Consider the following 26,727-nt stretch of genomic DNA (forward strand, 5'->3'; position numbering starts at 1 on the left):
GCGGGCTACGGTCGGGTCGCCCGTCCTGTACGGTCCCGGCCGCCCCCGTGCGAGTCGTACGGGCCCGGCCTCGTACGGTCCGTACCGTACGCATCCCTCAGAGGCGGCTCATCGAGGCCGCCGCGAACAGGACGTCCCTGATCGCCTCGCGGTCGCCCTCCTGTCCGGCCGCCGCTTCCTCCGGCGAGACATGGCCCGCCACGAGCTGGCAGAACTCGACCGCGTCCAGCGCGATCTGGCCCACCGAGCGCTCAGGGCTGCCGAGCGCGGCCGGTGAGTCCAGGGCGATGTACCAGCTTCCGCCGCCCGCGCCCTCCACCTCCAGCCGCAGCGACCGGCCGGGCGCGCCCGCGGCCACCAGATCCCTGGCCGGCCCGGCGAGACCGTTACGGCGTCTGGTCGCGAGCGCCGACGGCAGCACCCGGGCCGCCAGATCGATCATCCGGTGCAGATGGGCGCCGGCCGGCGGCTCGTACGGATAGGACACCGCCTCCGCGATGTCCGCGCCGTGCACCCAGCACTCGAAGGCCCGGTCCAGCAGCGCGTCGCGCAGCGGCAGGGCGAAGAAGTCCCCGTACGACACGGAGAGTTCGGCGACGCCGAGGCCGGCGAAGGACACCGTACGGATCAGGGTGTGGCTCTGTTCGCGCCAGGGCTCGTGGACGGCGCGGGTGGGCGGCGACGTCGCGGTCCGCCAGGAGAGCTCCGTACGGTCGGTGGGATCGTCCGGCGCGTCGGGGCCGAGCGGATCGTCGAGGCCGAGGGAGCCGACGACCAGGCCGTCCACGGTCATCAGATGGCCGATGACCCCGGCGACGGTCGTTCTGCGCGAGACGGGCCGGTCCTCCACGAACCAGCTCAGCCGTACGGGCGCGTGCCACTCCGCGTCGCCGAAGTCGCGCAGCAGCGCGTCGAGCCGGGCGGTCTCGGCGTCGTACGGAGCGGCCCAGTCCGGCACGGGTATCCGGGCGGGCCTGCGGCCGAGACAGCTCTCCAGCACCCGGGAGCGCAGCAGCGGATCGAGGTCCAGGCTCCGGTCGGCGTGCAGCAGTCCGACGGCGTCACGGAGCCGGAGCGCCTCCTCGGCGCAGGGCGCGCACTCGGTGAGATGTTCCTCGACCAGCGCGGTCTCCTCCGCGGAGCAGGCGGCGAGCGCCCAGGCGCCCAGCAGCGAGGTGAGCACCTTGTGCGTCAGCTTCTCCGTCGGGATCTCGTTCCCCGCCGGAATCTCGGACTTCTCCGTTGGGATCGCGGGCTCCTCCGGGATCGCGGGCTCCTCCGTCGGGATCTCGTGGTCCTCCGCCGTGGCCGGGGACACGTCCGGGTTCAGGTCCGGCTTCGGCGCCGGGTCGCGCGCCGGCTCGCGCCGTGGCGCCGCGAACGGCGCGAGGTCGTCCGCGGCCGGCCTCGGGCCCGGTATGCGCGGATGCGCCGGCCGACCCTCCCAGCCTTCCCGGCCGCGCTCGGAGAAGTCGCCGTCCTGAGGGCCGGTCACAGGGAGCGTCCGTTGCCCGGCGGCGGGAAGCCGTCCGCCGCCTGGGTGTTGGCCGTCGAGAGGAGTTGCAGTCCGAGCCGGAGCCGACGGCGCGCCTCGTCCTCCGAGACGCCGAGATCCGCCGCGGCCTGGCGGTAGTTCCTGCGCCGGAAGTACGCCAGCTCCAGTGCGGCCCACAGCGGTGTCGGCATCGACCTGACGATGTAGTCCGCGCGGGCCGCCGCCGAGGCCCTGCGTATCTTCTGCTCCAGCTCCTCCGCCTCCTCCGCCGTGCCCTCGCCGTTCGCCTCGTAGGCCTTGGCCTCGGTCCGCCGGAATCGCTCCACCGCCATCTCGCGTGTGATATTCGCCACCCAGGACCTCATCGAGCCCTGCTTCGGGTCGTACGCGCCCGGGTTGTCCCAGACATGGCTGAAGACTTCTCGGGTGACGCGGTCGGCCGCCGCGCTGTCGTCGAGCACGCGGTGGGCGAGGCTGTGCACGAGCGGTGCGAACCGGTCGTACAGCTCACCGAGCGCGGCGGCCTCGCCCCGCGCGAGCCGCTGCTGCATCCTGCGGTCCCAGCGAGGTGGTGTGTCCTTCGCCATACGACCCCCAGCCCTGTTCCTGCGCCCGTCCGTCCGCCCCTGCCACCATCATGCGAAGCCCGCCGTTCCTTCGAATGTAGTGGGCGGTGCCGAGGACACACGCCCCTTTGTGGCAAGTGCGCCCCCACAGCACTCATCACGTTTCGGACGAGCACAACGGGGCAGACGCGACGCGGTCGTGGCCGACGGGCCGTACGTGCTCTCCGCGTAACGGAGCACACAGGAGCCGTCGGCCGTCGTACCCTCCGGGAATGGACAGCGCAGAGTACGAGGCCAAGATCGCCTCCCGGTTCGCCGCCTTCGACCAGGACGGCAGCGGCTATATCGATCGCGAGGACTTCAGCGGGGCGGCGGCGGCACTGCTCGCCGAGTTCGGCACGACCGCCCGTTCCGACAAGGGACAGGCGCTCTACAACGGCGCCGAGGCGTTCTGGCAGGGCATGGCCGGCATCGCGGACGTGGACGGCGACCAACGGGTCAGCAGGCAGGAGTTCGTGACGGGCGCGGTGAAGCGGCTGCGCGACAACCCACTGCGGTTCGCGGAGATCGCCCGTCCGTTTCTACGCGCGGCGATCGCCGTCGCCGACGAGGACGGCGGCGGAGTGACTCCGGCGTCGGCCCAACGCGCGCTGCTGGTGCTGGGAGTCGCCGCCGAGGCGGCGGCTCGGGTGGCCGTGGAGCTGGACGCGGACGGCGACGGCAGGATCCACGAGGAGGAGATCCTGGCCGGCTTCGCCGCGTATTACGTGACTCCTGAGCCCTGATCGCGCCCGGGGCCGGTGATCCGGCCCCGTACATCCCGGCCCGTCCGTTCCGGTGCCGTGGCGCCGGCCCCGTACGTCCCGGCCCCGTACGTCCCGGCCCCGTACGTCCCGGCCCCGTACGTCCCGGTCCCGTACGTCCCGGTCCCGTGACGCCGGGCTCCGTACGTCCCGATGTCCGGTGGCCGTGCGCCCGCTCATTTGGTGATCGTGCGCCGCTCGTCCGGTGATCCGGTCCCGTCCGTCCGTTCTTGCCGGGAAAGTTCTGGCCTTGGCCTGCTGCTGCGTCACCGTGCGTGGCGAGAGGTGCCCTCTCGCGGTCGATACCGGGTTGTGTCCTTACGGCGGGCCGTCACAGGCCGGAGTCGCTCTTGCCTCCGGTACCCTCCATGGGGTGCGAGAGGTTGTGAGGCGCGAGGGTTGCGGTGTCGCCAGGACGGCGGCTCCGGGACCGAGAATGTGCGCCGCTCGCGCGGTACGAAGGCGCCGTGCGCGCCCATGTTCGACTCCCCGCGGCGCGCGTCGCACAGTATGCAGCACGCGTACTCCTTCGCGCTGGAATATGCCCGAAGCGCTTGTTGCGGTGACTGTACGTCAACCATGCTGTGTCGCAAGGAAATCACGTTCAGTGATCCTTTCGAGGACCTTGTCGAGGCGCGAGGCGATGTGTCCGCCGGTTCGGATGGTGTGAGCGGTGCAGGTGCTTCAGGTTCAGTTGGAGGTCGGGGCCGATCCGGCCGAGGTGGGCCGTGCCCGTCGTTGGGCGCGCTCCCGGCTCGTCGGCTCCGGTATAGGGGACGACGAACCGGTCGCGGAGACCTTGATCCTGCTCATCTCGGAGCTGGTCACCAACGCCGTGGTGCACACCGGCTGTCCGGCCGTGCTGCGGATGCTCTTCGGACTCGGCGCGGCCGAGGCGGGCACCGTACGGGTCGAGGTCGCCGACACCAGCGCAGCGCCGCCGCGTCCGCGCCACGCGGACGGTGAGGACACCAACGGGCGCGGTCTGGAACTGGTCGACGGACTCGCCGACCGATGGGGCTGGCAGCCGGAGGGCGCGGGCAAGCGCATCTGGTGCGAGGTGGACCGGCGTACGCCGGAGGCCGCGTCGGGCGCATACGCTCCGGCCTCCTCGGTCTCCTCGGCCTCCTCCGCTCCCTCCTATGAGTCGTCCTCCTACAAGCCGGCCGCCTACAAGCCGTCCCGCGCGGTACCGCGTCCCGCGTGACGCGCGAGCCCTTCGACCGTAGGCCCTTTGGCCGTGAGCCCTTCGACCGTGAGTCCGTCTACGGTGAGCCCTCCGACCGCAGTTGACGGGCTCCCGCCCTCCGCCGCCGCGCGGAACGTACGCCGGTAGACCGTCGGCGGCACGCCCAGCGCCGACTGGAGGTGCTGGCGCATCGACTGCGCCGTACCGAAACCCGCGTCCCGCGCCACCTGGTCGACCGAGAGATCGGTCGACTCCAGCAGCTGTCTGGCCCGTTCGACGCGCTGCTGCACCAGCCACTGACCGGGGCTGACGCCCGCCTCCTCACGGAACCGGCGCGTGAACGTCCGTACGGACATGGACTCCTGCTCCGCCATGTCACGGAGCTGGATCGGCTCATGGAGCCGGGCGAGCGCCCAGCTCCTCGCGGTGGCGGTGGTCGCGAGCTGCGGTTCGGGAATCGGGCGCCGGATGTACTGCGCCTGGCCGCCGTCCCGGTGCGGCGGTACGACCGTACGGCGCGCGACATCGTTGGCGACCGCCGTGCCGTGGTCGCGGCGCACCATATGCAGACAGAGATCGATCCCGGCGGCGACTCCGGCCGAGGTCAGTACGTCACCGTCGTCCACGAACAGGACGTCCGCGTCGACCTTGATCCGCGGGAACAGCCCCTGGAAATGGGCGGCATGGGCCCAGTGGGTGGTCGCCGGGCGGCCGTCCAGAAAGCCCGCGGCGGCCAGCACATAGCTGCCGGTGCAGATGGAGACCATCCGGGTGTCCGGCCGCAGATGGGCGAAGGCGGCGGTGAGTTCCTCGGTGAGCACGCCCTCGGTGTAGACGGGACCGAGTCTGTGAGAGGCGGGCACGATCACGGTGTCGGCGGTGGCGAGCGCCTCGGGACCGTTCTCGACAAGGATCGAGAAGTCCGCGTCGGTACGGATCAGGCCCGGCGAACGTACCGAGCAGGTGACGATCTCGTACAGCGGCCTGCCCTCGGAGTCGCGGGCGCGGCCGAAGATCCGCTGAGGGATGCCCAGTTCGAAAGGGATCAGGCCTTCGAGGGCGAGGACGACGATCCGGTGCGACGGGCGGTACGGGCCGGACGAGTCCTGCGGCGGGTTCTGCGGCGAGTCCTGCATGGGCGCTCCTGTCGGATGGCGGCGGTCCGCTTCGTGGATGCTTCTTGGAGGTCCAGACCACGTCTTGATAGGTGTCACCTCTGTGACACAAAAGCGCGCGGCGGCAGAGGCCGTTCCCGAACAGGCCGTTCCCGAACGGGCCGTTTCCGAAGAGGCCGTTCCTGAGTCCGGCATCCCGGGTGACACCGCGAAGGCCGCAGGACTCACCCTCTGGAACCCCAACTTCCGGCTCTTCTTCCTCGCCCGTACCGTCGCGCGCTTCGGCGACGGCATGGTGCCGGTCGCCCTCGCCGCCGGACTGCTCGACGCGGGATACGGCGCCTCGTCCGTGAGCTTCGCGCTCGGCGCGTGGATGGCGTGCTTCGCCGGCTTCGTGATCGTCGGCGGAGTGCTGGCGGACCGGTTCACACCGCGCCGGATGATGGTGCTGGCGGACGCGATACGGCTGGTCGGTACGGCGGTGCTCGCCGTCGCGTTCGTCATGGGACCGCCGGCGCTCTGGCTGGTGTACGCGCTGAGCGCGCTCAGCGGGCTGGGCGCGGCGGTCTTCCAGCCGGGTGTGGCCAGCATGCTGCCGCTGATGGCGCCCGACGTACAGCGCGGGAACGCCGTCCTGCGGGTCGCCGAGTCGCTGACGGCGATGGCCGGTCCCGCGGTGGCGGGCGCGCTGGTCGGGCTCGGCGGTCCCGGGGTGATCTTCGGAGTCAACGCGGCGACCTTCGCGGTCAGCGGGATCTGTCTCTTCCTGATCCGGATGCCCTCCGTCGCGCCGGTGACCGGTGAGTCGATGCTCTCCGAACTGATCGGCGGCTGGCGGGAGTTCCGGGCGCGGTCCTGGCTCTGGGGAGTGATCGCGGTCTGGTCGGTGTACGGCATCACGGTGCTCGGCCCGATCACTCCGCTGGAGGCGGTCGTCGTCACCGAGCGGCACGGCTCGGCGATGTTCGGGGTGATGATGACGGTGACCGGCGCGGGCAACGCGGTGGGCGGGCTGATCGCGATGCGGCTGCGCCCGCGCAGACCGCTGTTCGCCGGGACGTTCGCGCTGTTCGGCGTGGTCGCGAACGTGCTGGTGCTGGCGTACGACGTGCCGGTGCCGCTGCTGGCCGCGGGCTTCTTCCTCGGCGGTGTGTCCCTGGCGTTCTGGCTGGTGATGTGGTCCACGACGGTCCAGACGCAGGTCCCGGCCGAGGCGCTGAACCGGCTGCACGCGTATGACGTCGCGGGCTCGCTGATCATGCTCGCGGTCGGGCGGGCGCTGGCGGGTCCGGTGGCGGAGGCGGTGGGCGTACGGGAGGTGCTGGTGGCGGGCGCGGTGATCAATGTGGCGGTGTGCGGTGTGCTGCTGGCGGTACCGGCCATCAGAGGGCTGCGCAGGGCGGAGTAGCGGTGCGTGGGGTGCCGTGAGGACGCATGGCCCGATCGTAGCGAATGCTGTCCCTCGGGCCACTCGTAAGGACTGTTCCGTCCATCGATCCTGTCTGACGTGACACAGTCAACCGAACTTCCCGCCCAGGACGACGCGGCGCGGTCATCCGGCGCCCCGGGCGCTTCCCGTACGCCCGGCGCGTCGCGTACGCCTCGTACGCCTCGTACACCCGGGCGTATCCACCGGGCGTGGTTCGTCGCCGTCGTCACCTTTGTGACGATCATCGGCGCCGCGGCCTTCGCCTCGCTTCCCGGTCTGCTGATCGAGCCGCTGCATACGGAGTTCGACTGGTCCCGGGGCACGATCGGCTTCGCGGTCTCGGTCAATCTGGCGCTGTACGGGCTGACGGCGCCGTTCGCGGCGGCGCTGATGGACCGGTTCGGCATCCGCCGGGTCGTGGCCGTGGCGCTGACCGTCATCTCGGCCGGATCGGTGCTGACGGTCTGGATGACCGCGGCCTGGCAACTGGTGCTGTACTGGGGCATTCTGGTCGGCCTCGGCAGCGGCTCGATGGCGCTGGCCTTCGCGGCGACGGTGACCAACCGCTGGTTCGTGGCGCGGCGCGGTCTGGTCACCGGGATACTCACCGCGGCGGGCGCCTCCGGGCAGCTGGTGTTCCTGCCGCTGCTCTCCTGGCTGGTGGAGCACCACGGCTGGCGGCCGGCCGCGGTCACGGTCTCGCTGGCGGCGCTGGCGGTGGTCCCGTTCGTCTGGCTGCTGCTGCGGGACCATCCGGCGGATGTGGGCCTGCCCGCGTACGGCGCGAAGGAGTTCGTGGCCAAGCCCGCGCCGGTGCCGGGCGCGGCGCGGCGGGCGGTCTCGGTGCTGGTGTCGGCGGCGCGTACGGGACCGTTCTGGCTGCTGGCCGGTACGTTCGCGATCTGTGGCGCCTCCACGAACGGCCTGGTCAAGACCCACTTCGTACCGGCGGCGCACGACCACGGCATGCCGATCACGGCGGCGGCGTCGCTGCTCGCGGTGATCGGTGTCTTCGACGTGGTCGGCACGATCGCCTCCGGCTGGTTCACCGACCGCTTCGAGGCGCGCCGGCTGCTGGCGGTGTACTACGCCCTGCGCGGTGTCTCGTTGCTCTTCCTGCCGATGCTGCTGGCGCCCTCGGTCCATCCGCCGATGCTCTTCTTCATCGTCTTCTACGGCCTGGACTGGGTCGCGACGGTCCCGCCGACGATCGCCCTGTGCCGCGAGCACTACGGCGAGGACAGCGCGATCGTCTTCGGGTGGGTCCTCGCCTCGCACCAGGTGGGCGCGGCGGCCGTGGCCTTCGCGGGCGGTCTGGCCCGGGACGTCTTCGGCTCCTACGACGTGGTCTGGTACGCCTCGGGCGCGCTGTGCGCGGCGGCGGCGCTGATGGCCCTGGTCATCCGCCGCCCTCTTCCGCTTCCGCGGATGCCGGCCACGCCGTAGGCGGCAGCGGCGAGTGCTGGTCGGAGGCTTGGAATGCCTGGATGACGAAGCCCGCGAAACGTCTGGAGGCCATGACCCGGGTCGTGGTCGTGGCGGTGTGGATCCCCTTGTTCGCCATGAGCATGAGAATCAGATCGTCCAGGACGAAGTCAGGGCGCAGGCGTCCGGCTTCCTTGGCGCGGTGGGCCAGTCCGGCAACTGATTTCAGTGTGTATTCACGGCCCGCGGCGATGTCCGTCACGCCCGGAAAGGCCGACATGAAGGCTTCGGTGAAGCCCCGGTCCCGTGCGTGCAGCTCGCAGATCTTTTCGATCACCAGGCAGAGGCCACGCCAGGGATCAGGATCGGCGCATCCTTCGTCGACGATGGCGCGACACGCGCGCATCTGGTCCGCGAAGGCTTCGGTGACCAGCATCTGCTTGGTCGGGAACCGGCGGTACAAGGTGGCAGGTCCAACCCCGGCGCGCCGCGCGATCTCCCGCATCGGCACGTTCAGACCCTGGGTGGAGAACAGCGCACGGGCCGCGTCAAGGATGCGTTCGCGATTGTCCATGGCGTCGGAACGCAGGGGGTGAGGCAAAGGGTCGGTCACCACTCTCACTTTACCTAAGCGGACGGGGGCGTCCGTTAGCGTTCCGGACGCAGAGATTTCGCAAGCCGGTGAGGGCCGTTGGCGTGTGCGGTGCATGGCCGCTCCTGCCCGATCCGAGAAGTGGAGACCACGTTGAAGGCAGTTCTGATCCGAACGTACGGAGGTCCCGAAGGCCTGGCGGTCGTCGACCTCCCCACCCCCGTACCCGCTGCCGGACAGGTGCTGATCGCCACCGAGGCGGTCGGCGTGGGCGGTGTCGACACCGTGATCCGGAGCGGGGCTCTGGCCGCCTACGGCTTCAAGGAGGGCCATATTCCGGGCGGTGAGGTGGCGGGCACCGTTACCGCGGTCGGTGACGGCGTCGACGCGTCGTGGATCGGCCGGCGGGTGTGGGGATTCACCGGCACGGGCGGAGGCTATGTCGAACAGGCCGTCGCGCCGGTTGAGGAGGTGCTTTCCCTGCCCACGAACCTGTCCGCCGTCGACGCGGTGACGCTCGGCAGTTCCGGTGTGGTGGCCCACTTCGGGCTTCGCCACGCCCATTTCGCTCCCGGGGAGACAGTCCTGGTGCGTGGCGCGGCCGGCAGTATCGGGATCATGGCAGTGCAGCTCGCGGCTCACGGTGGTGCCGCCGCGGTGGCGGTCACGACGTCGTCGGCCGAGCGCGGCGAGCGGCTGCGCCGTCTCGGTGCGACCCATGTGCTGGACCGCTCCGGCGAAGGAGGGAAGGAGGCTCCTGCGGGCTATGACGTCATCATCGACGTTGTGGCCGGTGGGGACATGCCGTCGTTCTTCGACAGGCTCAACCCGAACGGCCGCATGGTGGCCGTGGGCGTGGTCGCGGGTCAGCCGCCGGCGGACTTCGGCACGAGGATGATGGCGGCGTTCCAGAAGTCGATGTCTTTCGCGACTTTCAGCACCGACACCGTCACCGGAGCCGACCGGCATGCCGTGCGGAGCGAGCAGTTCGCCGCAGCGAGCCGCGGTGAGATCGAAACAGTGGTGCACGAGCTGCTGCCGCTGGACGGAGCCGTGCTGGCGCACCAGAAGATGGACGCGGGCGAGGTCTTCGGACGGATCGTCCTGACGCCGTAGCCCCCGCGACCGTACGGCCCGGTCGGGAGCAGCCCTGCGGTCCACGCTGAGCGCTGTGGCCGGAGTTGAAAACTCCACCGGCATGAGGCGGACGTAACCACCTGCCCGCGCCCCGAGGCCGGTCAGCTCGCCCGGTCGAGCGGCTCGAAGGCGACGTTCAGCCGCAGGTGGAGCGCGGAGGCGAAGCGTTCGAGCAGGGGCAGGGTGGGCATCGTGCCGCCCGCCTCGAACCGCGCCACAGCGGGCTGCCGCAAGCCGGCCGCCTCGGCGAGCTGGGCCTGTGTCATCCCGAGCGCCTCACGGCGTTCCCGTACGGCACGGCCGAGTTCATAGCGGATCCGTGTCGCCTCGTACGCTTCCTGAGCCTCCGGCCGAGCCAGGGTTTCCTCCCTCAGCTCGGCCCAACTCTTCCGGCCGCTCATCCCGGTCACTCCTCATCGGCTGTACTTCTGAAACACGGCCTGGCGGGACAGGGCTTTGGCTATGCGGTGGGCGTCGATGGAGAGTTCTCGGAGCATGCCGCTGATCGGGTTGGTGAAGCCTGTGAAGTAGAGGCCCGGGGCGTGGGGCGGGGTGTGGGGGCCTTGGGTGAGGGGGCGGCCGGTGGGGGAGAGGACGTTCAGTGGGCCCAGCAGAGGCTCCAGCGCGCGCTCGTAGCCCGTGGCCGCTATGACCACCTCCGGTGTGATCCGGGTGCCGTCGGCCAGGACGACCTTGTTCTGCTCGAAGGACTCGACCGCCGCCACCGGCTCGACCCGTCCCTCCCGTACCGCGTCGATCAGCCCTACGTCCTGCACCGGGATCGCGCCCTGGCGTACCCGCGTGTACAGGCCCGTGTCCGGGCGTGGCAGGCCGTGGGACGACAGGTCCGGGACGGCGATCCGGGCCAGCACCCAGCTCGCGCCGTCGACCAGCCAGGCCGGCAGCCGGCGGACCAGGATGCCCGTCGACTGGGCCGGCCAGCCCGCCGTGGAGCGCCGCACGATGTGCGGGACCGTACGGACGGCGAGGCGCACCCGTGCCGCGCCGCCCTCCACGAGATCGACCGCGATCTCCGCGCCCGTGTTGCCGACGCCCACCACCAGCACGTCCTTGCCCGCGTACGGCCGCGCGTCGCGGTACTCGCTCGCGTGCAGCAGCTCGCCGTCGTATGTCTCACGGCCGGGCCAGGACGGCACCTTCGGCGTGTGGTTGTAGCCGGTCGCCACGACGACCGCGCGCCCGGTCAGCTCCCGTCCGCCCGTCGCGTGCAGCAGCCAGCCGGAGCCGTCCGGTGAGCGCTCGACGCGGGTGACCTCGACACCGGTGACGATCTCCAGCCGGTGGAACTCCGCGTACTTCTCCAGATAACGGACCACATCCGCGCGGGCCACCCACCGTCCGAAGGAGCGCGGCATCTTCAGTCCCGGCAGGGCGGAGTGGCGGCGGGTGGTGTGCAGCCGCAGCCGGTCGTAGTGGCCGCGCCAGGAGGCTCCGACGGCGTCGGACTTCTCCAGTACGACGGCCCGTACGCCTCGTTCGCGCAGTACGGCGGCGACGGCGAGCCCGCCCGGGCCGCCGCCGATGACATACACGGGACGGTCCTCGGTGCGGTCGAAATCGTCGGGCATGAAAGCTGAGCGTAATCGGAACATCACATGGTGGGTATCGGTCAAGACGGGAAATCGGTTGCGAATCGATCACGCTCAACGGGGATGCGGGGAGGTCGCGGCTGTTCCGGTGCCGTGCCGACCTCTGGCGTCGGAGTTACGGCCAGAGCAACTCCCGTACCCAGCCGTCCCCTTCGCGCCGGTAGCGCAGCCGTACATGCCGTCTGCGCGCGTCCCCCTGGAAGAACTCCACCTCGTCCGGCACCAGAACGTACGCCGTCCACGACGCCGCCTCCGCGTCCGGCTCGTGCCGCGCCCGCTCCCATGCCGCCTCGCTCGCCCGCGCCAACTCCTCCGCCGAGCCCAGCACTTCGCTCTGCCGTCCCACCAGCGCGGAGGCCAGCGCGCCCGTCGAGCGCACCCGCAGATCCGCGACGCTCTTCTCGCGGCCGGCGCTGTGGACGGTGCCCCGGATCCGTACGGCGCGGGCCCGGGCCGGCCAGTAGAAGCCGAGCGCGGCCTCGGGACGGGCGGCCAGCTGCCGGCCCTTGCGGCTGGTCGCGTGCGTGGCGAAGTGCCAGCCGCGGCCGTCCGCGTCGTGCAGCATCAGCGTCCGTACATCGGGCCGGCCGTGCTCGTCGGCGGTCGCCAGCGTCATGGTGTGCGGCTCGGGCTGCCCGGCCGCGACCGCCTCGGTGAACCATCGCCGGAACAGCGGCAGCGGCTCCTCGGGCGCGGCGGCTGGATCGAACACGGGCAGCCGCTCCATGTCCCAGACCGGCTGGTCGCGCAGCAGGGCGCGGAAGGCCTCCTGCTCGTGGTCGTTCACGGGCGCCGTTTCCCCCCGGCTCTTGGTGCGTAAGAAACGCTAAGAAACAGAAGTGGTCCGGATACGGGAGCGCCGACAGGGATCAGAGGTCTGATCCGCCGTCGGCGTGACAGGACAGTGAGGGCACGCCCGTACCGTGCCCGCCGGCCGATGCGCCGGCTCGCTCGGCGGCCTACTTCGTGGGCTTTCTGCCGGTGATGCCGAGATGGACCAGGAGCGCGAGATTCGGCTTCAGTTCGGCCTGCTTCACGCCCCAGCTCTGGAAGTTCTTCTGGTGCGAGGCCACCGAGGCGAGCATCACGACCAGCGAGCCCGCCAGCGCCGCCGGGCTGACGTCCTTGTCGATCCTGCCCTTCGACTGGAGCTCCTTCACGGACTCCGTAAGGGAGTTGGTGACGGAGTTGAGGATCTTCAGGCGGATCTTGTTGAACCGCTTGTCGCCCTCCGCCGCGCCCAGATCGACGACCCGGAGGATCGCGTCGTGCTTGCGCCAGAAGTCGAGGAAGCCCTCGACCAGGTCCTCCGACGTCTGCCAGCCGGCCTTGCCGGCCCAGGAACGGCCGGAGACCAGCGCGGTCAACCCGGTGCCCTCCTTGGCCATTTCCTCGGCGATTTCGAGGACGGCGCCCTCGACGTCCGGAAAGTACTGGTAGAAGGTCGCGGGTGAAGTCCCCGCCCGCCGGGCCACGTCGATGACTTTGACGTCCCGGTACGGTGAGGAGCTGAGCATCTCGCCGAGGCAGTCGAGCAGCTTCTGCCGCGTCGCCTGCCCGCGCCGACCAGCCACTCGGCCGTCGACGGTGCGCACTTGTCCTGTCATGCCGTCAGCTTACCGAGGGGTGATCCGGGCGCGATTTGGCCGAGTGCAAATGGGGATCCGGCCATCTCTCGCACGGGTCGTGCGCGCGGACTGTCATCCCCAGGAGTGGACTGTCATCCCCAGGACTCACGTGCGGGTGAATAGTGTTATCAACAGCCTGTGGATAACTTCGGTGGATAACTCGGGGTGCCGAGGGCTTCACGCTGCGATAATCGAGCAATTGCACTATTTCATCCGCTGCGGCCCGGGTCGCGGCCCATTAGGTTGACTGTGACGGGCACCACACGGCAGGTGCCATGCGCGGAAGGAGCCGGACATGGCCGCGTTCGCGGAATCCACGCCGTGCTGGGTGGATGTGTCGCTCCCCGATCTCGAAGCGGGCAAGCGCTTCTACGGCGAACTGTTCGGCTGGACCTTCGGCCAGGACAGCGGTGCGGCGTACGGACACTACCGCGCGGCGTACGGGCACTACACGGGGGCGTTCAGCGGCGGCAGGCGCGTGGCCGGTCTCGCCGCCAAGAAGGACGGCAGGATGCCCACCGTCTGGGGCGTCTACTTCGCCACCTCCGACGCCGTCGCGCTGATGGACCGGATCACCCGGGCGGGCGGCCGGACCGTACAGCCGCCGACGGCCCTGGGGCCGTTCGGTGTGATGGCGCAGGCCGCCGATCCGGCCGGCGCGGTCTTCGGGCTCTGGCAGTCGGAGGAGGGCTGGGGCTTCGAGAAGACGGGCCTGCCGGGCTCGTTCTGCTGGACCGAGCTCTATACGCGGGACAAGGAGCGCGTCGATCCGTTCTACGAGACGGTCCTCGGCTTCCGTGGGACGGATCTGCCCGACTCCTCGGTCGACTTCCGCATATGGTCCCTGGCCGGTACGGAAGCTGCGATGGTCGGCGGTGGGGCTGACTCCGAGCCAGGGCAGGCTGACACCGGACCAGGGCCGGGCGGCGCGGAACCTGGGCCTGTCGGCGCCATCGGCGGACGCAGCGTCATCACAGATGCCTTTCCCGCGGAGATGCCCGCCCACTTCCTCGTCTATTTCTCCGTCAGCGACTGCGATACGACGGCGGGTACGGTCGTCCGGCTCGGCGGCCGGATCACCACACCGCCGTTCGACATCCAGTACGGACGGATGGCCGCTCTGATGGACAACCAGGGCGCCGCTTTCGCCGTTCTCGCCGAGCCGGAACGGTGGCCGGAACGGTGATAAACGGGCGATCAGCGGTGAAGGTGTGACACATGTGGTGTCCGGATCGAGGTGAGACACCCCGATCCGCCCCCGGGTTCGCAACCGTTGCCTCAGGCAGGAAGAATCAGGGGGCACGGGGCCGTACCTTGGTGGCCCGTACGGGGAGGTGGCAGGCAAGTGGAGCAGCTTACGCAGCACGATCCAAGACGCATCGGCCCTTTCGAGGTGCTGGGACGGCTCGGGGCCGGCGGCATGGGGCTGGTCTATCTCGCGCGCTCGGCGTCGGGCCGCCGGGTGGCGATCAAGACCGTACGTACCGAGCTTGCCGAGGACCAGCTCTTCCGGGTCCGCTTCACGCGCGAGGTGGAGGCGGCGCGGGCCGTCAGCGGCTTCTACACCGCCGCCGTCGTGGACGCCGATCCCAGGGCCGCGGTGCCCTGGCTGGCCACCGCGTATGTGCCCGCTCCCTCGCTGGAGGAGATGGTCAACGAGTGCGGTCCGATGCCGGCGCAGGGCGTGCGCTGGCTGGCGGCGGGCATCGCCGAGGCGCTCCAGTCGATTCATGGCGCCAATCTCGTCCACCGCGATCTGAAGCCGTCGAACGTCCTGGTGGTGGAGGACGGGCCGCGCGTCATCGACTTCGGTATCGCCTCCGGTGTCTCCAACACCCGGCTGACGATGACCAATGTGGCTGTCGGCACTCCGGCGTACATGTCGCCCGAGCAGGCGCGGGACTCGCGGAGTGTGAAGGGCGCGAGCGATGTCTTCTCGCTCGGTTCGACGCTGGTGTTCGCCGCCACCGGACACGCGCCCTTCCACGGGGCGAATCCCGTCGAGACCGTCTTCATGCTGCTGCGCGAGGGACCGGATCTGGAGGGCCTGCCGGACGAGCTGCGGCCTCTCATCGAGTCGTGCATGCAGATGGACGCCGCGCGGCGCCCTTCGCCCGCCGATCTCCAGGCCCAGCTCGCTCCTCATCTCTTCGCCTCGGGCAGTGACGACAGCGGTACGGCGTCGGCGTGGCTGCCGGACCTCGCCACGGCGATGATCGAGCGGCGCAGGGCCGGCGGGCGGGTCCCGGCGGGAGCCGCGCGCCCGGCGGCGCCCGCCGCGCCCGCGCCCGTGCCCGTACCGCCGCCGCCCGCGCACGAGCCGCCCAGGCCCGCGCAGGCTCCGGACTGGGACGCCGCCTGGCGCCCGGACGGCGGCGGACAGCGGGACGGCGGGCACGCGGGCGGCGGGCAGCAGGGCGGTGGTCATCCGGGCGGCGGGCAGCAGGGCGGTCGGCACGGTGGCGGGCAGCGCGGCGGTGGCCATCCGGGCGGCGGCGGGCGGCACGGCGGACGGCCCGAGGCGGTCCCGTCTCCCGCGTCCGCCGCGTACGCCTCGGCGTCCCCGCCGGTCGCTCCTCCTCGTACGCCACCGGACGGTCCCGTACGGCTGCCCGGTTCGCCGGTCCCGATCGGTCCCGGTCCCCGGGTCGCGGACACGCGCGCGGCGGTCGCCGTGGGCCCGGGCGCCGGCGCGGGCCCCGCCACCGGCTGGATCCGTCCGCCGGCCGGGCTGAACGGTACGGACGCGGTGCCCGGCGCCGTAGCGCCCTCGGCGGCTCCCGCTCCGCCCGCCCTGCCCGCGCCCACCCAGCCCCAGCCGCCCGACGGCGCCGGCGCGCCGGCCCGCTGGCGGCCCTGGCGGTTCCGGATGTCGAACGACGTCTGGGGCACTCCGGTCGTCGACGGCGAGCTGCTCTATGTCACCTCCTTCGAGGTGCACGCGCTGGACGTGGGCACCGGGCGCCGCCAGTTCAAGACCAGGGACGTGGCCTGGGCGATGGCCGTCGCCGGAGGCCGTATCCACGCCTCCGACGGGCCGACGCTGTACGCGCTCGACGGCAAGGACGGCAGCGAGCGCTGGCGGCTGCGGACCGACGCCTGGGTGTACTCCCTCAAGGTCGACCGCGGCACGGTCGTCACCGGTACGCGCGGCGGCGGTGTCCAGGCGTGGGAGGCGTCCACCGGCGAGAAGCTGTGGGAGACCACCGGGGCCCAGACGGACTTCGAGACGCCCGAGGCCGGGCCCGCGGTCTTCGACGGCACGGTGTACGTGTGGAAGGAGGCCCGGCTGCTGGCGCTGGACGCGCGCTCGGGCGCCGAGCTGTGGTCGTATCCCATCGGCGACGCCGCCTCTTGCGGCGGCGTGCCCGTACGGGTCAGGCCCGCCTCCGACGGCCATCTGTATGTCTCCGCCGGTACGCGCGTCCTGTCGGTCGAGATCGGGACCGGCCGGGTGCGCTGGCACTTCGAGGCGCCCGCGGTCTTCCTCTCGCCGCCGGCCTTCGCGCCCGGTCCCGCGGTCACGGGCGGCGGTGTCTATCTCGCCGACTATCTCGGCACGGTGTACGCGCTGGACGCCGCCACCGGCAAGGACCGCTGGCGTATCGCGACGGAGTCCCGCCAGTCGATCGAGCCGGTGCTGGTCGCCGACGGCAATGTGCATGTCGGCAGCGGCAGCGCGCTGTACACGCTGGACGCGGTGACGGGCACGCCCAAGTGGCGCTTCGCGGCGGGCGGCGAGGTCATCGGCGCTCCGGTCGTCGCGGACGGCAGGCTGCACTTCGGCTCGGCCGACCATGTGCTGTACACGCTGGACGCGAGCGGCGGGCAGCTCCGCTGGAAGCTGGCGACGGGCGGCGAGATCACGGGCTCGCCGGTGGCGCGGCGAGGTGTGGTGTACGCGTGCAGCAAGGACCGGTGTGTGTACGCGCTGGACGCGGTGAAGGGGACGGCGACGGGGCGCGGGTCGCGGTAGCGGCGGCTTGCGGGCTTGCGGCTGGGGCGACTGTGGCTGGGCGGCTTGCGGCTGGGCTCAGTGGCGCGGGGGATCGTCGTCCCGGGGCTCGGTGCGGCCGTCGTTGACGGGCAGGGACTGGGTGTCGCCGTCCTGGGACTGGTTCTGCTGGTTCTGCTGGGGCTCGTCGTACTGCGGAGGCCCGAACTTGTGGGGCCCTTCCCATGGATGCCCGTACACCGGTGGCTGGTAGGGCCGGGGATGCGTGCCGTACTGCGGTTGCTGCTGCTCCTGGTCCTGGTCCTGGCCGTACGGATGCGCTCCGTACGATTCCCAGTCCTCGTCCTGCGGCGCGGGCTCCTGCTGGACTTCCTGCTGGACGGGAGCCGGGTACGGGTACGGGTACGGGTACGGCGCCTCCGGGGCCGGGTAGTGCGCGCGGCGACCGCTCATCACCAGCGCGGCCAGCAGCAGCACCACTCCACCGCCGAGGGCGTACGCGACACCGAGGCCCAGCCCGGTACCGCCGCCGCTGATACTGAGCCCGTTCGACACCTGGCCCTGGCGCACCATCCACAGGACCGTGAAGCCCAGAACGATCAGCCCGGCGAGCGCCACCAGCAGCCGCGACCGCAGTACCAGCCCGATCAGCGTGACGAGCGCGGCGAAGGCGAAGGGCAGCAGCAGCGAGACCGCGACCGCGGAGCTGGTGGCGGTGATGCCGTTGAACAGGTCGGCGACGCGGTAGTCATGCCCTCGACGGCCGTCGAACCAGATGAGGAACGGGCTCAGTACGGCCGCCGCCGCGGCGGCGAGAGCGAGGATCGACCCGATGATGTTGCGGACCATCGCCGCCTCCTGACCACGGGTGTACGGATCCCGCTCCCGGTGCACGACGCTACGCCGGGTGCCGGAGGCGCGCCATGCGACGGCTGGGGCGTGCGGGCAGGTGCGGGCAGGTATGGGCATGTGCAGGCGCGCTGTTAAGGTGTCGCGCGCGATTGACAGGTTCATGGGCGACAACGGGGGAAGGCACGGTTTTGCTGCGTCGACGGATGAAATTCGCGGCCGTACTGGTCGTGGTGATGCTGGCCCTGACGGGATTCTCGTCGGGCAAGGGATCCGGCTCCGGCAAGGGAAAGAGCAAGGGATCGAGCAGCAGTGGAGGCGGCGGCTGCTCCAGCTCGAAGAAGTCGAACGGCGGCTATGTGGGCGCGGGCACGAGTTCGGGCTCGGACTACGACTCCGATGACGACTACGGCTCCGGCTCGTCCAGCGGCTCGACGGCCAATCCGTACGCCACGTCCACCACGTCCGGCACCGTCCAGGCCCGTATCGTCACCTGCGTTCGCAAGGCGAGCGGCAAGCGCAAGGCCGTCACCTACGCGACAGTGCGCGTGGAGACGCCCTCGGGCACGACAGGCCTCTACGAGATAGACGTCGACTTCAAGGACGCCTCGGGCACGGTCGTCGACAACGCCGACACGGAAGTGACCTTGGAGAGCGGCGAGTCGGAAACACTCCGCATCCCGATGGACTCCCCGAAGCAGATAACCCGCGTACGCACCTGCGAAGCAAGAGCCACAGCCCAGAGCTGACCGCCGGGCGGACACGGACGCCGGTCGGACACGGACAGAGGGGCCGAGCGAAACGCTCGGCCCCTCTGTCGCTTCCCCCGGATCCCCCCGGATCCCCCGTGTTGTGCGCTACTTCCCCCGTAAACCTCGCGGCCGCGACGGCTCCCCCTCCGCGCCGTCGCGGCCGCTCCCCGTCGGGAACTGGTCAGGGCTTCGGCGGCGCCGGCGAGTGGCTGTCCATCGTCGTGATCTCGGACTCGCCGACCGGTGTCGACGGCGAGTGGCTGTCCTGCGTGGTGACGTCCGCTTCCTTCGCCGGCGTGGACGGCGAGTGGCTGTCCTGCGTGGTGATGTCCGTGGGCTTCGTGGGCTTTGTGGGCAGGATCGGCGAGTGGCTGTCCAGAGTGGTGATGTCTTCGTTCTTCGTCACGTCGCTCATATCTGGAACTCCCGTAAAACTTCATGGCGTGCACTGGCTGAAATCGCCCGTTCGGCGGCTCCCCCGGAGGTCGCCGAACGGGCGATTCGGGCGCTCACCCAGAGGGTGTAGCGCGTGGCAACCCGTCTGCCCCCCGAGGCGACGGATCGATGTACCGAGGCTCGCAGGTGGGCATAAACAATCGATGAACGCCCTGACGGGCAGCGCTCAGGCGGCTTTGAGGGGTGAGAGGAGCAGCCGTACCTCGGCGGCGCCCGCTCCGTCTACACGTTCGTGGATGGCCAGCGCCTCCTGCCAGCAGACCTGCGCGCGGTCGAGCTGGCCGAGGCTGCGCAGCGTTTTCCCCAGCAGCGTCAGGGCCTTGGCGTGCATCCAATCGCCGCCGATGAAGCCGGTCGTGAGCGCCTGCTCCGCGTGCTGTGCCGCGTTGGCGGGACGTCGCGCCAGCAGATGGACCTCGGCGATACGGAAGTGGGTCGTCCCTTCCCACAGGCGCTGCCGGGTGTCCACGAAGACCTTCAGCGCCTCGGAGAGCTGCTCCAGCGCCTCCGTGAGGCGCCCGGACTGGGTGAGGACGATGCCCAGCGCGTATCTGGCGTTGGCGAGCCGCAGGGTGAGTCCCAGCTCGTCGTATATGGCGACGCCCTGGTGCGCGAGTTCCACCGCGTCGGAGGTGCGGCCCATGGAGGCGACGACCCGGGAGAGGTTGCACAGGGCGCTCGCCTCGCCGGGCCGGTTGCCGTCCGCGCGGAACGCCTCGATCGCCTTGAGCAGATACCTCTCGCCCGCCGCGTACTGATGGGTGCAATTGGCGACGATTCCGAGCTCGTTGGGCGCGTTGCTGGCGATCCAGGCGTCCGGCGACTCCTGCTTGAGCTCGGCCGCGCGGCGTGCCTCCGTCCCGGCCAGTTCGAACCGGCCCGCGCCGTTGTGCACCTGGGCGAGCGTCACCCGGGCACGGGCCTCCGCGTGCGCGTCCCGCGCGGTGGCCGCGGCGTCCCGCGCGGCGGTCGCCGCGGCCTCGTACCGCTTCGAACTGGCACCGGACTCGGCGAGGTCCTTGGAGGCCAGCAGGAGATCGACCGCCCGCCGCAGCATGGTCGCGTCGAGGGACTGCTGTACACAGGCCAGGATCGAACCGGCCTCCGAACGCAGCCAGTCCAGCGCGAGGGCGGCGTCGCCGAACTCCAGCGCCGGGTAGCGCGTGACCTCCAGATGGTCGACGGTACGGTCCCCCGGCCGCTCCAGTGCGTACACCCGTGCCGCCGTCGCCAGGTAGAAGTCCAGCAGCCGCGACATCGCCGACTCGCGCTCCGACGGCGGCTGTTCGTCGCGTTCCGCGCAGGCGCGGGCGTAGAGGCGTACGAGGTCGTGGTAGCGGTAGCGGCCCGGGGCCGCGGATTCCACGAGGGAGGTGTCGACCAGCGACTCCAGCAGGTCCTCCGTGGCCTGGATCGGCAGGTCCAGGACGGCGGCGGCAGCGGCCAGGGAGAGGTCCGGGCCGTCCGCCAGGCCCAGCAGCCGGAAGGCGCGCGCCTGGGCCGGCTCCAGCGCGCCGTAGCCGAGTTCGAACGTCGCCTTGACCGCGAGGTCGCCCGCCTGGAGCTCGTCCAGGCGCCGCCGCTCGTCCGCGAGCTTCGCCGCGAGGACCGAGACCGTCCAGGTGCGGCGGGCCGCGAGCCGCGAGGCCGCGATACGGATCGCCAGCGGCAGGAAACCGCACGCCGCGACCACATCCAGCGCCGCCTTGCGCTCCGAGGTGACGCGCTCCTCGCCGACGATCCGGGTGAAGAGCTGGAGCGCCTCCTCCGGCGACATCACATCGAGGTCCACGAGATGCGCGCCGGCCAGATCGACCATCCGTACCCGGCTGGTGACCAGCGCCGCGCAGCCTTCCGTACCGGGCAGCAGCGGGCGGACCTGTGCGGCGTCGTGCGCGTTGTCCAGCAGGACGAGGATGCGCCGGCCGTCGAGCGTGGAGCGGTAGAGCGCGGAGCGTTCGTCCAGCGAGTCCGGGATGTCGGCGTCGGGCGTGCCGAGCGCCCGCAGGAACGCGCCGAGAACGGTCTCCGGCTCCGCCGCGCGCGTACCGGCGCCCTGGAGGTCCACGTACAACTGGCCGTCCGGGAAGTGCGATCGCGCCGCGTGCGCGACATGCACGGCCAGCGTCGTCTTGCCGACACCGCCGATGCCCGCGAGCGCCGAGACGGCCATCACGGATCCGCCGGCGGCGGCGAGCCGGTCGCCCAGCTCCCGTACGAAGGAGACACGGCCGGTGAAGTCCGGCACCGTGGCCGGGAGCTGGGCGGGCCGCCGGACGGTATGGACGGGCGCGGGCTCTTCCACCGGCCGTGCCAGTTCGGCGTCGGCCTGGAGTATGCGCTGCTGGAGCTGGGAGAGCTCCGGGCGCGGGTCGACGCCCAGTTCGTCGGCGAGCAGCCGCCGGGTGTCGGCGTACGCGGCGAGCGCCTCGGCCTGCCGGCCGCTGCGGTAGAGGGCGAGCATCAGCAGCTCGCGGAGGCGTTCGCGGAGCGGATGCGCGGCGGTGAGCGCGGTCAGTTCGGAGACGGCCTCCGCGTGGCGGCCGACCTCCAGATCCAGATCGAGCCTGGTCTCGGTGAGCTGGAGACGCCATTCCTCAAGCCGGGTGCGCTGGTTGTCGGCGTACGGGCCCGGTACGGAGGCGAGCGCCTCGCCGTCCCACAGGCCGAGCGACTTGTTGATCAGCGTACGGGCCGTATAGCGGTCACCGGCGGCGCGCGCCTTGTCCGCGTCCGCGGCCAGCTCCTGGGCCACGTTCAGATCGAGGGAGCCGGACGGCGTCCGCAGGGCGTAACCGCCGGCCTCGGTGATCAGTACACCGGGACTGAGCACCTTGCGTAGGCGCGAGGCATATGTCCGTACGGCGGCGAGCGCCTGCGACGGCGGTTCGTCGCCCCAGAGCGCGTCGATGAGCTCATTGGCGGTCGCGGTACGGCCGTCACGCATCAACAGGGCGACGAGCAGGGCACGTTGCTGAGGTGATCCGGACGGCAGCGTCTCGCCGCCGCGCCAGGCGCGAACGGGCCCGAGCACGCTGAAACGCAGTTCCGCGGTGTCCCCCGGCACCTCCGGAGCCCGCTGCTCCGGTACGCGCGGCCCGCCGTCACGGTCCATAGCTCCCCCTGCTCCCGGTGCTGCCGGTATCGCCCTCGACAGTCTGCCTTGTCGGAGGCGGATGCGTCAGCAGTGAGTGAGGGTCTGCACAAGGCTGCGACAGGATCGGGACGGCACGCGCCGGGCAGGCGTCGGCGCCGCCGTCGGCCTGATCCGGACGAGAAGCTTCAGCGGCGGTCGAGCCGGTGGGCCAGTGGCCGTCAAGCCGAACGGGCCAGCGGCGGTCAAGCCGGTGGGCTAGTGGCGGTCGAGCCGACGGGCTAGTGGCGGTCGAGCCAGATCACGATCCCGGTCAGGTCGTTGAGCACGGCCGCGACGCCCGCCCTGATGGCCGCCGCGCAGCGCTCGGCGGTGAACGAGCCCGGATCGTACGTCGAGGACGCGCCCAGCCCTTCGCCGCGGAACGACGCGCCGGACCAGTCGACCGCCGTGACGTTGTGGGTGGGCTCGGCCAGCTCCGCGCCCACGACGAGGAACCGCTGCTCCAGGTGGTTCGGAGTGACCGTCGCGAGCGGATCGATCAGGTCGTTGCCCGCGCTGACGATCAGGTCAGGGCCCAACTCGCGGGCCCTGGTGATGCTGGGAATGAGGTCGTGCGGGCCGTCGGCGGCCACCGTTCTGAGGTCGACGTGCTCCTCCTCGGCCCACTCCTCGACCGCCTTCACCAAGGCCTTGGTCGGGCGGTCGTCGCCGGAGGTGAGCAGCACCACGCGGTAGTCCTCCGACGGGCGGACCCCGCTCCAGGAGCCGGGCGACGGCGTGACGGTCGACTCCGGCGCGGGCGTGGCGGAGGGAGCGAGGAATCCCGGGCCGAGAGTGCCGATGGGAGTGGGCTTGGGATGCGGCTGGGACCAGTCGTCGCCGGAGCTGCATCCGGTGACCAGCGCGGCGACCGCGGCCAGCGTGGCAGCGGCCCGAAGCGGGGTGCGCAAGGCGATCTTCCTCCGAGTGATGGTGGATAGTGCGCCTACATCCTCCTATCCCAGGTTCTGCCGTCTTCATCCACGGGTGTCGTTCTAGAGCTTGTTTTTCCGTTCTTCGCCGATGGGTCGTGCCGTGTTCACCCGTGACATGGACCGTGCACAGGCAACCTGAAGGAGCCACTCCACATGTCACAACCGGTCCGCCGTGCCCTAATTCTGATCACCGCGGCGGTGATCGCTCTGCTGAGCGCCGGTCCGGCGCTCGCCCATGGATTCACCTCGGTCGTGTACGCGCACGTCACCGCGGGCGAAGAAGGTCATATACGGACGAAACTTGAGCTGGAATACGACCTCTTTGTCGTATCCGCCGCCGACTCAGAGGGCGACGATCCTCTCTTCCGTACGGGAAACGCCGCGTTCGAGGACGGTGACACCGCCGCGCAGGCCGCGGCGCTCAACGCCCATGCCACGTCGGCCGTCTCGTATGCCACCAAGCGCTTCTCGGTCACCTCGGGCGGCAATGCCTGCACACCGGCGCAGGCCGGCGACTTCACGATGGGCCGGCGGGAGGGCGTGCCGTACGCCGATCTGCTGCTCGACTGGGCCTGCCCTGAGGGCGGTGGCGATCCCGAGGTGCGCAGCGGGCTGTTCCCGGACTCCGAGACATACGTCAAGGGCACCAAGACGATCGTCACGTACGAGATCGACGGCCGCTCGGGCAGTGCCGCGCTCGACGCGGCCCATCCGTCCTTCTCGATGGGACAGTCGTGGTACGAGCGGTTCTGGGAGTTCTTCCGGCTGGGCGCCGAGCATCTGCTGGGCGGGATCGACCACATCCTGTTCCTGCTGGCGCTCATCGCCGGGTCACGGCGGCTGCGTGAGATCGTGCTCGCGGCCACGAGTTTCACGCTGGCGCACTCGGTGACGTTCATGCTCGCCGCCCTCGGCGTGGTCGATGTGCCCGCGAGTGTCGTGGAGCCCGTCATCGCGCTGTCGATCGCCGTGGTCGCCGGCTGGTATCTCTGGCGGGTCTGGCGGCGCGGCGGCCATGCCGCCGATCTCGACCTCGAAGAGACGGCGGGACGCGGTCACTTCAGCCTGGACCGTGCGGGCTGGATCCGCCTCGGCGTCGTGTTCTGCTTCGGCCTCGTACACGGTCTGGGCTTCGCGGGCGCGCTGGGAATCGACGAGGCGTGGTCGTGGACGCTGCTGTGGTCCCTGCTGGTGTTCAACGTCGGCATCGAGGCCGTGCAGTTGGCCATCATCGCCCTCGTCTTCCCGCTGCTGACCGTGCTGCGTCACCGTGCGCCGACGGCCGGTCTCTGGGCGACCGGCGCGATTTCCGCGGGTGTGTCCGTCATGGGACTGGTGTGGTTCGTGCAGCGGGTGTTCGGGCTGTGAACAAGAACGGTGTTCGGGCTGTGGAGCCGGAACGGCGCGCTGTGGAGCCGGAACGGCGGGCCGTGAAACCGGAACGGCGCGCCGTGGAACCGGAACAAGGCCCTTCGGAAGTGCAGAAGTTCAACTGGCCCGAAGGTTCCATCTATGTCCGGTTCACCCGCGACAGAGACCTTGAGGGCCCTGTTACATGCACCCATGTGGGTAAAAGGAACGTAAACTGATGACATTGAGACCTTCGGCACAGGCCCCCGGGCTTGTGCGACGCCGTGTGGCCACAGGGGCCGCTGCGGCAATCCTGAGCCTGTCCGTGGCTCTCGGTGGAGGCCTGGCGTCTCCCGCCGCCGCCGCTGACCCCGCCGCGCTCACCGGTATCATCCTCGGTGTAGGCGCCAACGAGTCCCAGCGCACGGTGACCTGGTACTCGTCGGCCGACACCGCGCAGAAGCTCCAGGTCGCCCCGACCGCCGAGCTCGTCAACGGCGAGTTCCCGGCCGGCGCCGCCTCCTTCGACGCCATCGGTGGTGCGAACATCGCGACCAGTGGCGGCTTCAACCGCCACGCGACGATCACCGGCCTGAAGGAGAAGACGCAGTACTCCTACCGCGTCGGCACCGAGGGCAACTGGTCCTCGCCGTACTCCTTCAAGACGCAGGACTTCGAGGGCGACTACGACTTCCTGTTCTACGGCGACCCGCAGATCGGCTCCTCCGGCGATGTCGCCAAGGACCAGGCCGGCTGGCAGGACACCGTGGACGTCTCGCTGGCGGCCAACCCGAACGCCGAACTCCTGGTGTCCGGCGGCGACCAGGTCGAGACCGCCAACACCGAGTCCCAGTGGAACGCCTTCCTCGCGCCCGACAAGCTCCGTCAGTACCCGTGGGCTGCCACCATCGGCAACCACGACGTCGGCGGCAAGGCGTACGAGCAGCACTTCTCCACCCCGAACACGGACCGCTCGGCCCCGCTGTACTCCAACGGGAACCCGGCGTCCAACACGTCCGGCGGTGACTACTGGTACATCTACAAGGATGTGCTGTTCATCAACCTGAACAGCAACAGCTACGCCACCTCCCAGGGCGGCGGCGGTGACGCGGCGCACATCGCCTACGTGACCGACGTCATCAACAAGCACGGCTCCGAGGCCAAGTGGAAGGTGCTCACGTACCACCACGCGATCTACTCGCCGGCCGACCACGCCAAGGACAACGACAACAAGGTCCGCCGCGTCGACTTCCCGACCACGTTCTCGAAGCTCGGCGTCGACCTGGTGCTCCAGGGCCACGACCACAGCTACTCGCGCAGCTACCTGATCAAGAACGGCGAGAAGGCGAACCCGGCCGAGCAGCCCGGCGCCTCCGACGTGTACGCCGGTCCCGGCGGTGTCCTCTATGTGACGGGCAACTCCGCCTCGGGCTCGAAGTACTACGACATCACGAAGCCGGACAGCAGCGGCACGAGCGGCGCCGGCAACGGTGCGGACCCGCTGAACCCGGACAGCTACTGGTACAACTCGGTCCAGAACCAGGAGCACGTCCGCACCTACGTCAAGGTCCAGGTGCGCAACGACAAGCTCGTCGTCGAGAACGTCCGCAGCGGCACCTGCGCCGCTCCGAACGCCTCGGTGGAGAAGGGCAACTGGTGCAACAACACCCCGGAGGGCCAGCCGGTCGGCTCGCTCGTCGACAAGGTGACGGTGCACCCGTACCACGGTGACGGCCAGGACCTCCAGGTCAACGTGCCGAACGCCGCTCCGGGCGAGTTCGGCTGGACGATCGACGGCTACAACGGCCTGGTGGACCTCGGCACCGCCGAGGAGACCAACGGCGACCACTTCGAGGCGGACGGCAAGATCAACCCGATCGTCGTCTCGGACAGCCGCCGCTCGCTCGCTCCCTGGTCGATCTCGGCCAACGTGAGTGACTTCAAGGACGCCGGCAAGACGTTCTCCGGCTCCTACCTCGGCTGGACGCCGCGCGTGCTCGTGAACGGCGCGGGCTCCAAGGCCGGCCAGTCGGTGGCCTCCAGCTATGTCGACCAGGGCCAGGGCCTCGCCATCTCGCGCGGCCTCGGTTCGGCCGACCAGGGCCACTCGCGTGGTACGGCCAAGCTGGGCGCCGACCTGGATCTGCGGATCCCGGACAGCGTCGAGAAGGGTGGCTACCGCGCCACTCTGACGATCACCGCGCTCAGCAGCTGATCAGATCTGATCAGTCGGCCGACTGACTGATCCGCTCAGCCGGCCGAGTAGCTGATCGGACCCGTTTCACCCGGCGGGGCAGGCGCCGTC

At 70.6% G+C, this 26,727-nt stretch carries 22 protein-coding genes; 10 read left to right on the forward strand and 12 right to left on the reverse strand.

From position 1 onward, the window contains the following. Positions 1 to 97: 97 nt before the first annotated feature. Both ACFV6H_RS03980 and ACFV6H_RS03985 read right to left on the reverse strand, forming a co-directional pair. The gene (locus tag ACFV6H_RS03980; protein WP_385538332.1) at positions 98 to 1,495 is read right to left on the reverse strand and encodes a zf-HC2 domain-containing protein; all 1,398 of its coding nucleotides are present in this window, start codon (positions 1,493 to 1,495) and stop codon (positions 98 to 100) included. Next, positions 1,492 to 2,082 carry a sigma-70 family RNA polymerase sigma factor gene (locus ACFV6H_RS03985; RefSeq protein WP_384976966.1) on the reverse strand — a complete coding sequence of 197 codons (591 nt, stop codon included), beginning with the start codon at positions 2,080 to 2,082 and terminating at the stop codon, positions 1,492 to 1,494. Before ACFV6H_RS03985 ends, ACFV6H_RS03980 begins: the two co-directional genes overlap by 4 nt. 251 nt (positions 2,083 to 2,333) lie before the next feature. Here ACFV6H_RS03985 and ACFV6H_RS03990 point away from each other — a divergent pair, with 251 nt between their 5' ends. Both ACFV6H_RS03990 and ACFV6H_RS03995 read left to right on the forward strand, forming a co-directional pair. Beyond that, entirely contained in the window at positions 2,334 to 2,846 is a 513-nt protein-coding gene (locus tag ACFV6H_RS03990) for an EF-hand domain-containing protein (protein WP_093601947.1), read from the forward strand. Positions 2,847 to 3,537: 691 nt separating this feature from the next. Then, positions 3,538 to 4,071, forward strand: coding sequence for an ATP-binding protein (locus tag ACFV6H_RS03995; protein WP_385538338.1), 534 nt, complete (start codon positions 3,538 to 3,540; stop codon positions 4,069 to 4,071). Here the strand turns inward: ACFV6H_RS03995 and ACFV6H_RS04000 are convergent. Then, entirely contained in the window at positions 4,035 to 5,189 is a 1,155-nt protein-coding gene (locus tag ACFV6H_RS04000; protein WP_385538341.1) for a GlxA family transcriptional regulator, read from the reverse strand. The genes ACFV6H_RS03995 and ACFV6H_RS04000 overlap by 37 nt on opposite strands. Before the next feature lie 82 nt (positions 5,190 to 5,271). On the opposite strand from ACFV6H_RS04000, the gene ACFV6H_RS04005 reads away from it, so the two are divergent. Together ACFV6H_RS04005 and ACFV6H_RS04010 are read left to right on the forward strand one after the other, a co-directional pair. Further along, a complete protein-coding gene (locus ACFV6H_RS04005; protein WP_385538344.1) occupies positions 5,272 to 6,576 on the forward strand; it encodes an MFS transporter in 1,305 nt (434 codons plus the stop codon). Between the two features lie 90 nt (positions 6,577 to 6,666). Beyond that, on the forward strand, positions 6,667 to 8,043 hold the full coding sequence (locus ACFV6H_RS04010) for an MFS transporter (RefSeq protein WP_385538948.1): 1,377 nt from the start codon (positions 6,667 to 6,669) through the stop codon (positions 8,041 to 8,043). Here the strand turns inward: ACFV6H_RS04010 and ACFV6H_RS04015 are convergent. Next, positions 7,997 to 8,635 (reverse strand): TetR/AcrR family transcriptional regulator, encoded by a 639-nt coding sequence (locus ACFV6H_RS04015; protein ID WP_385538347.1) that lies wholly within the window; start codon positions 8,633 to 8,635, stop codon positions 7,997 to 7,999. The two genes, ACFV6H_RS04010 and ACFV6H_RS04015, sit on opposite strands and share 47 nt — an antisense overlap. Positions 8,636 to 8,767: 132 nt before the next feature. On the opposite strand from ACFV6H_RS04015, the gene ACFV6H_RS04020 reads away from it, so the two are divergent. After that, complete coding sequence (locus ACFV6H_RS04020) at positions 8,768 to 9,730, forward strand: zinc-binding dehydrogenase (RefSeq protein WP_385538350.1); 963 nt, start codon at positions 8,768 to 8,770, stop codon at positions 9,728 to 9,730. Positions 9,731 to 9,852: 122 nt separating this feature from the next. On the opposite strand, the gene ACFV6H_RS04025 is transcribed toward ACFV6H_RS04020, so the two are convergent. The 4 genes from ACFV6H_RS04025 to ACFV6H_RS04040 form a co-directional block, all read right to left on the reverse strand. Continuing rightward, positions 9,853 to 10,152 carry a helix-turn-helix domain-containing protein gene (locus ACFV6H_RS04025; RefSeq protein ID WP_385538353.1) on the reverse strand — a complete coding sequence of 100 codons (300 nt, stop codon included), beginning with the start codon at positions 10,150 to 10,152 and terminating at the stop codon, positions 9,853 to 9,855. Between the two features lie 12 nt (positions 10,153 to 10,164). Beyond that, positions 10,165 to 11,340: a flavin-containing monooxygenase gene (locus ACFV6H_RS04030; RefSeq protein WP_385538355.1), complete on the reverse strand. Its 1,176-nt coding sequence runs from the start codon at positions 11,338 to 11,340 to the stop codon at positions 10,165 to 10,167. Between the two features lie 136 nt (positions 11,341 to 11,476). Further along, positions 11,477 to 12,088, reverse strand: a complete 612-nt coding sequence (locus ACFV6H_RS04035) for a pyridoxal 5'-phosphate synthase (RefSeq protein ID WP_385538950.1) — start codon at positions 12,086 to 12,088, stop codon at positions 11,477 to 11,479. Between the two features lie 232 nt (positions 12,089 to 12,320). Continuing rightward, positions 12,321 to 12,968 (reverse strand): TetR family transcriptional regulator, encoded by a 648-nt coding sequence (locus tag ACFV6H_RS04040; protein ID WP_384779399.1) that lies wholly within the window; start codon positions 12,966 to 12,968, stop codon positions 12,321 to 12,323. Positions 12,969 to 13,284: 316 nt separating this feature from the next. Between ACFV6H_RS04040 and ACFV6H_RS04045 the strand changes: the two genes are divergently transcribed. Together ACFV6H_RS04045 and ACFV6H_RS04050 are read left to right on the forward strand one after the other, a co-directional pair. After that, positions 13,285 to 14,175, forward strand: a complete 891-nt coding sequence (locus tag ACFV6H_RS04045; RefSeq protein WP_385538359.1) for a VOC family protein — start codon at positions 13,285 to 13,287, stop codon at positions 14,173 to 14,175. A 159-nt stretch (positions 14,176 to 14,334) separates the two neighbouring features. Further along, positions 14,335 to 16,965 (forward strand): PQQ-binding-like beta-propeller repeat protein, encoded by a 2,631-nt coding sequence (locus ACFV6H_RS04050; RefSeq protein ID WP_385538362.1) that lies wholly within the window; start codon positions 14,335 to 14,337, stop codon positions 16,963 to 16,965. 57 nt (positions 16,966 to 17,022) lie between these two features. On the opposite strand, the gene ACFV6H_RS04055 is transcribed toward ACFV6H_RS04050, so the two are convergent. Then, positions 17,023 to 17,793 carry a hypothetical protein gene (locus ACFV6H_RS04055; protein ID WP_385538365.1) on the reverse strand — a complete coding sequence of 257 codons (771 nt, stop codon included), beginning with the start codon at positions 17,791 to 17,793 and terminating at the stop codon, positions 17,023 to 17,025. Between the two features lie 206 nt (positions 17,794 to 17,999). On the opposite strand from ACFV6H_RS04055, the gene ACFV6H_RS04060 reads away from it, so the two are divergent. Beyond that, entirely contained in the window at positions 18,000 to 18,542 is a 543-nt protein-coding gene (locus ACFV6H_RS04060; RefSeq protein WP_385538368.1) for a hypothetical protein, read from the forward strand. 184 nt (positions 18,543 to 18,726) lie between these two features. Here ACFV6H_RS04060 and ACFV6H_RS04065 read toward each other — a convergent pair whose 3' ends face one another. The 3 genes from ACFV6H_RS04065 to ACFV6H_RS04075 all read right to left on the reverse strand — a co-directional run bounded on the left by ACFV6H_RS04065 (position 18,727) and on the right by ACFV6H_RS04075 (position 23,048). Continuing rightward, a complete protein-coding gene (locus tag ACFV6H_RS04065) occupies positions 18,727 to 18,960 on the reverse strand; it encodes a hypothetical protein (RefSeq protein ID WP_385538371.1) in 234 nt (77 codons plus the stop codon). 207 nt (positions 18,961 to 19,167) lie between these two features. Next, positions 19,168 to 22,116, reverse strand: a complete 2,949-nt coding sequence (locus tag ACFV6H_RS04070) for a BTAD domain-containing putative transcriptional regulator (protein ID WP_385538375.1) — start codon at positions 22,114 to 22,116, stop codon at positions 19,168 to 19,170. Positions 22,117 to 22,376: 260 nt separating this feature from the next. Beyond that, positions 22,377 to 23,048 (reverse strand): hypothetical protein, encoded by a 672-nt coding sequence (locus ACFV6H_RS04075; protein ID WP_385538379.1) that lies wholly within the window; start codon positions 23,046 to 23,048, stop codon positions 22,377 to 22,379. 177 nt (positions 23,049 to 23,225) lie between these two features. Between ACFV6H_RS04075 and ACFV6H_RS04080 the strand changes: the two genes are divergently transcribed. Both ACFV6H_RS04080 and ACFV6H_RS04085 read left to right on the forward strand, forming a co-directional pair. After that, positions 23,226 to 24,440 (forward strand): HupE/UreJ family protein, encoded by a 1,215-nt coding sequence (locus ACFV6H_RS04080; RefSeq protein ID WP_385538382.1) that lies wholly within the window; start codon positions 23,226 to 23,228, stop codon positions 24,438 to 24,440. 220 nt (positions 24,441 to 24,660) lie between these two features. Continuing rightward, on the forward strand, positions 24,661 to 26,637 hold the full coding sequence (locus tag ACFV6H_RS04085) for a fibronectin type III domain-containing protein (protein WP_385538385.1): 1,977 nt from the start codon (positions 24,661 to 24,663) through the stop codon (positions 26,635 to 26,637). Positions 26,638 to 26,727: the final 90 nt, after the last annotated feature.

Origin of the sequence: Streptomyces sp. NPDC059743, assembly GCF_042732975.1 — a bacterium.
In the GTDB taxonomy this organism is placed as follows: Bacteria; Actinomycetota; Actinomycetes; order Streptomycetales; family Streptomycetaceae; genus Streptomyces.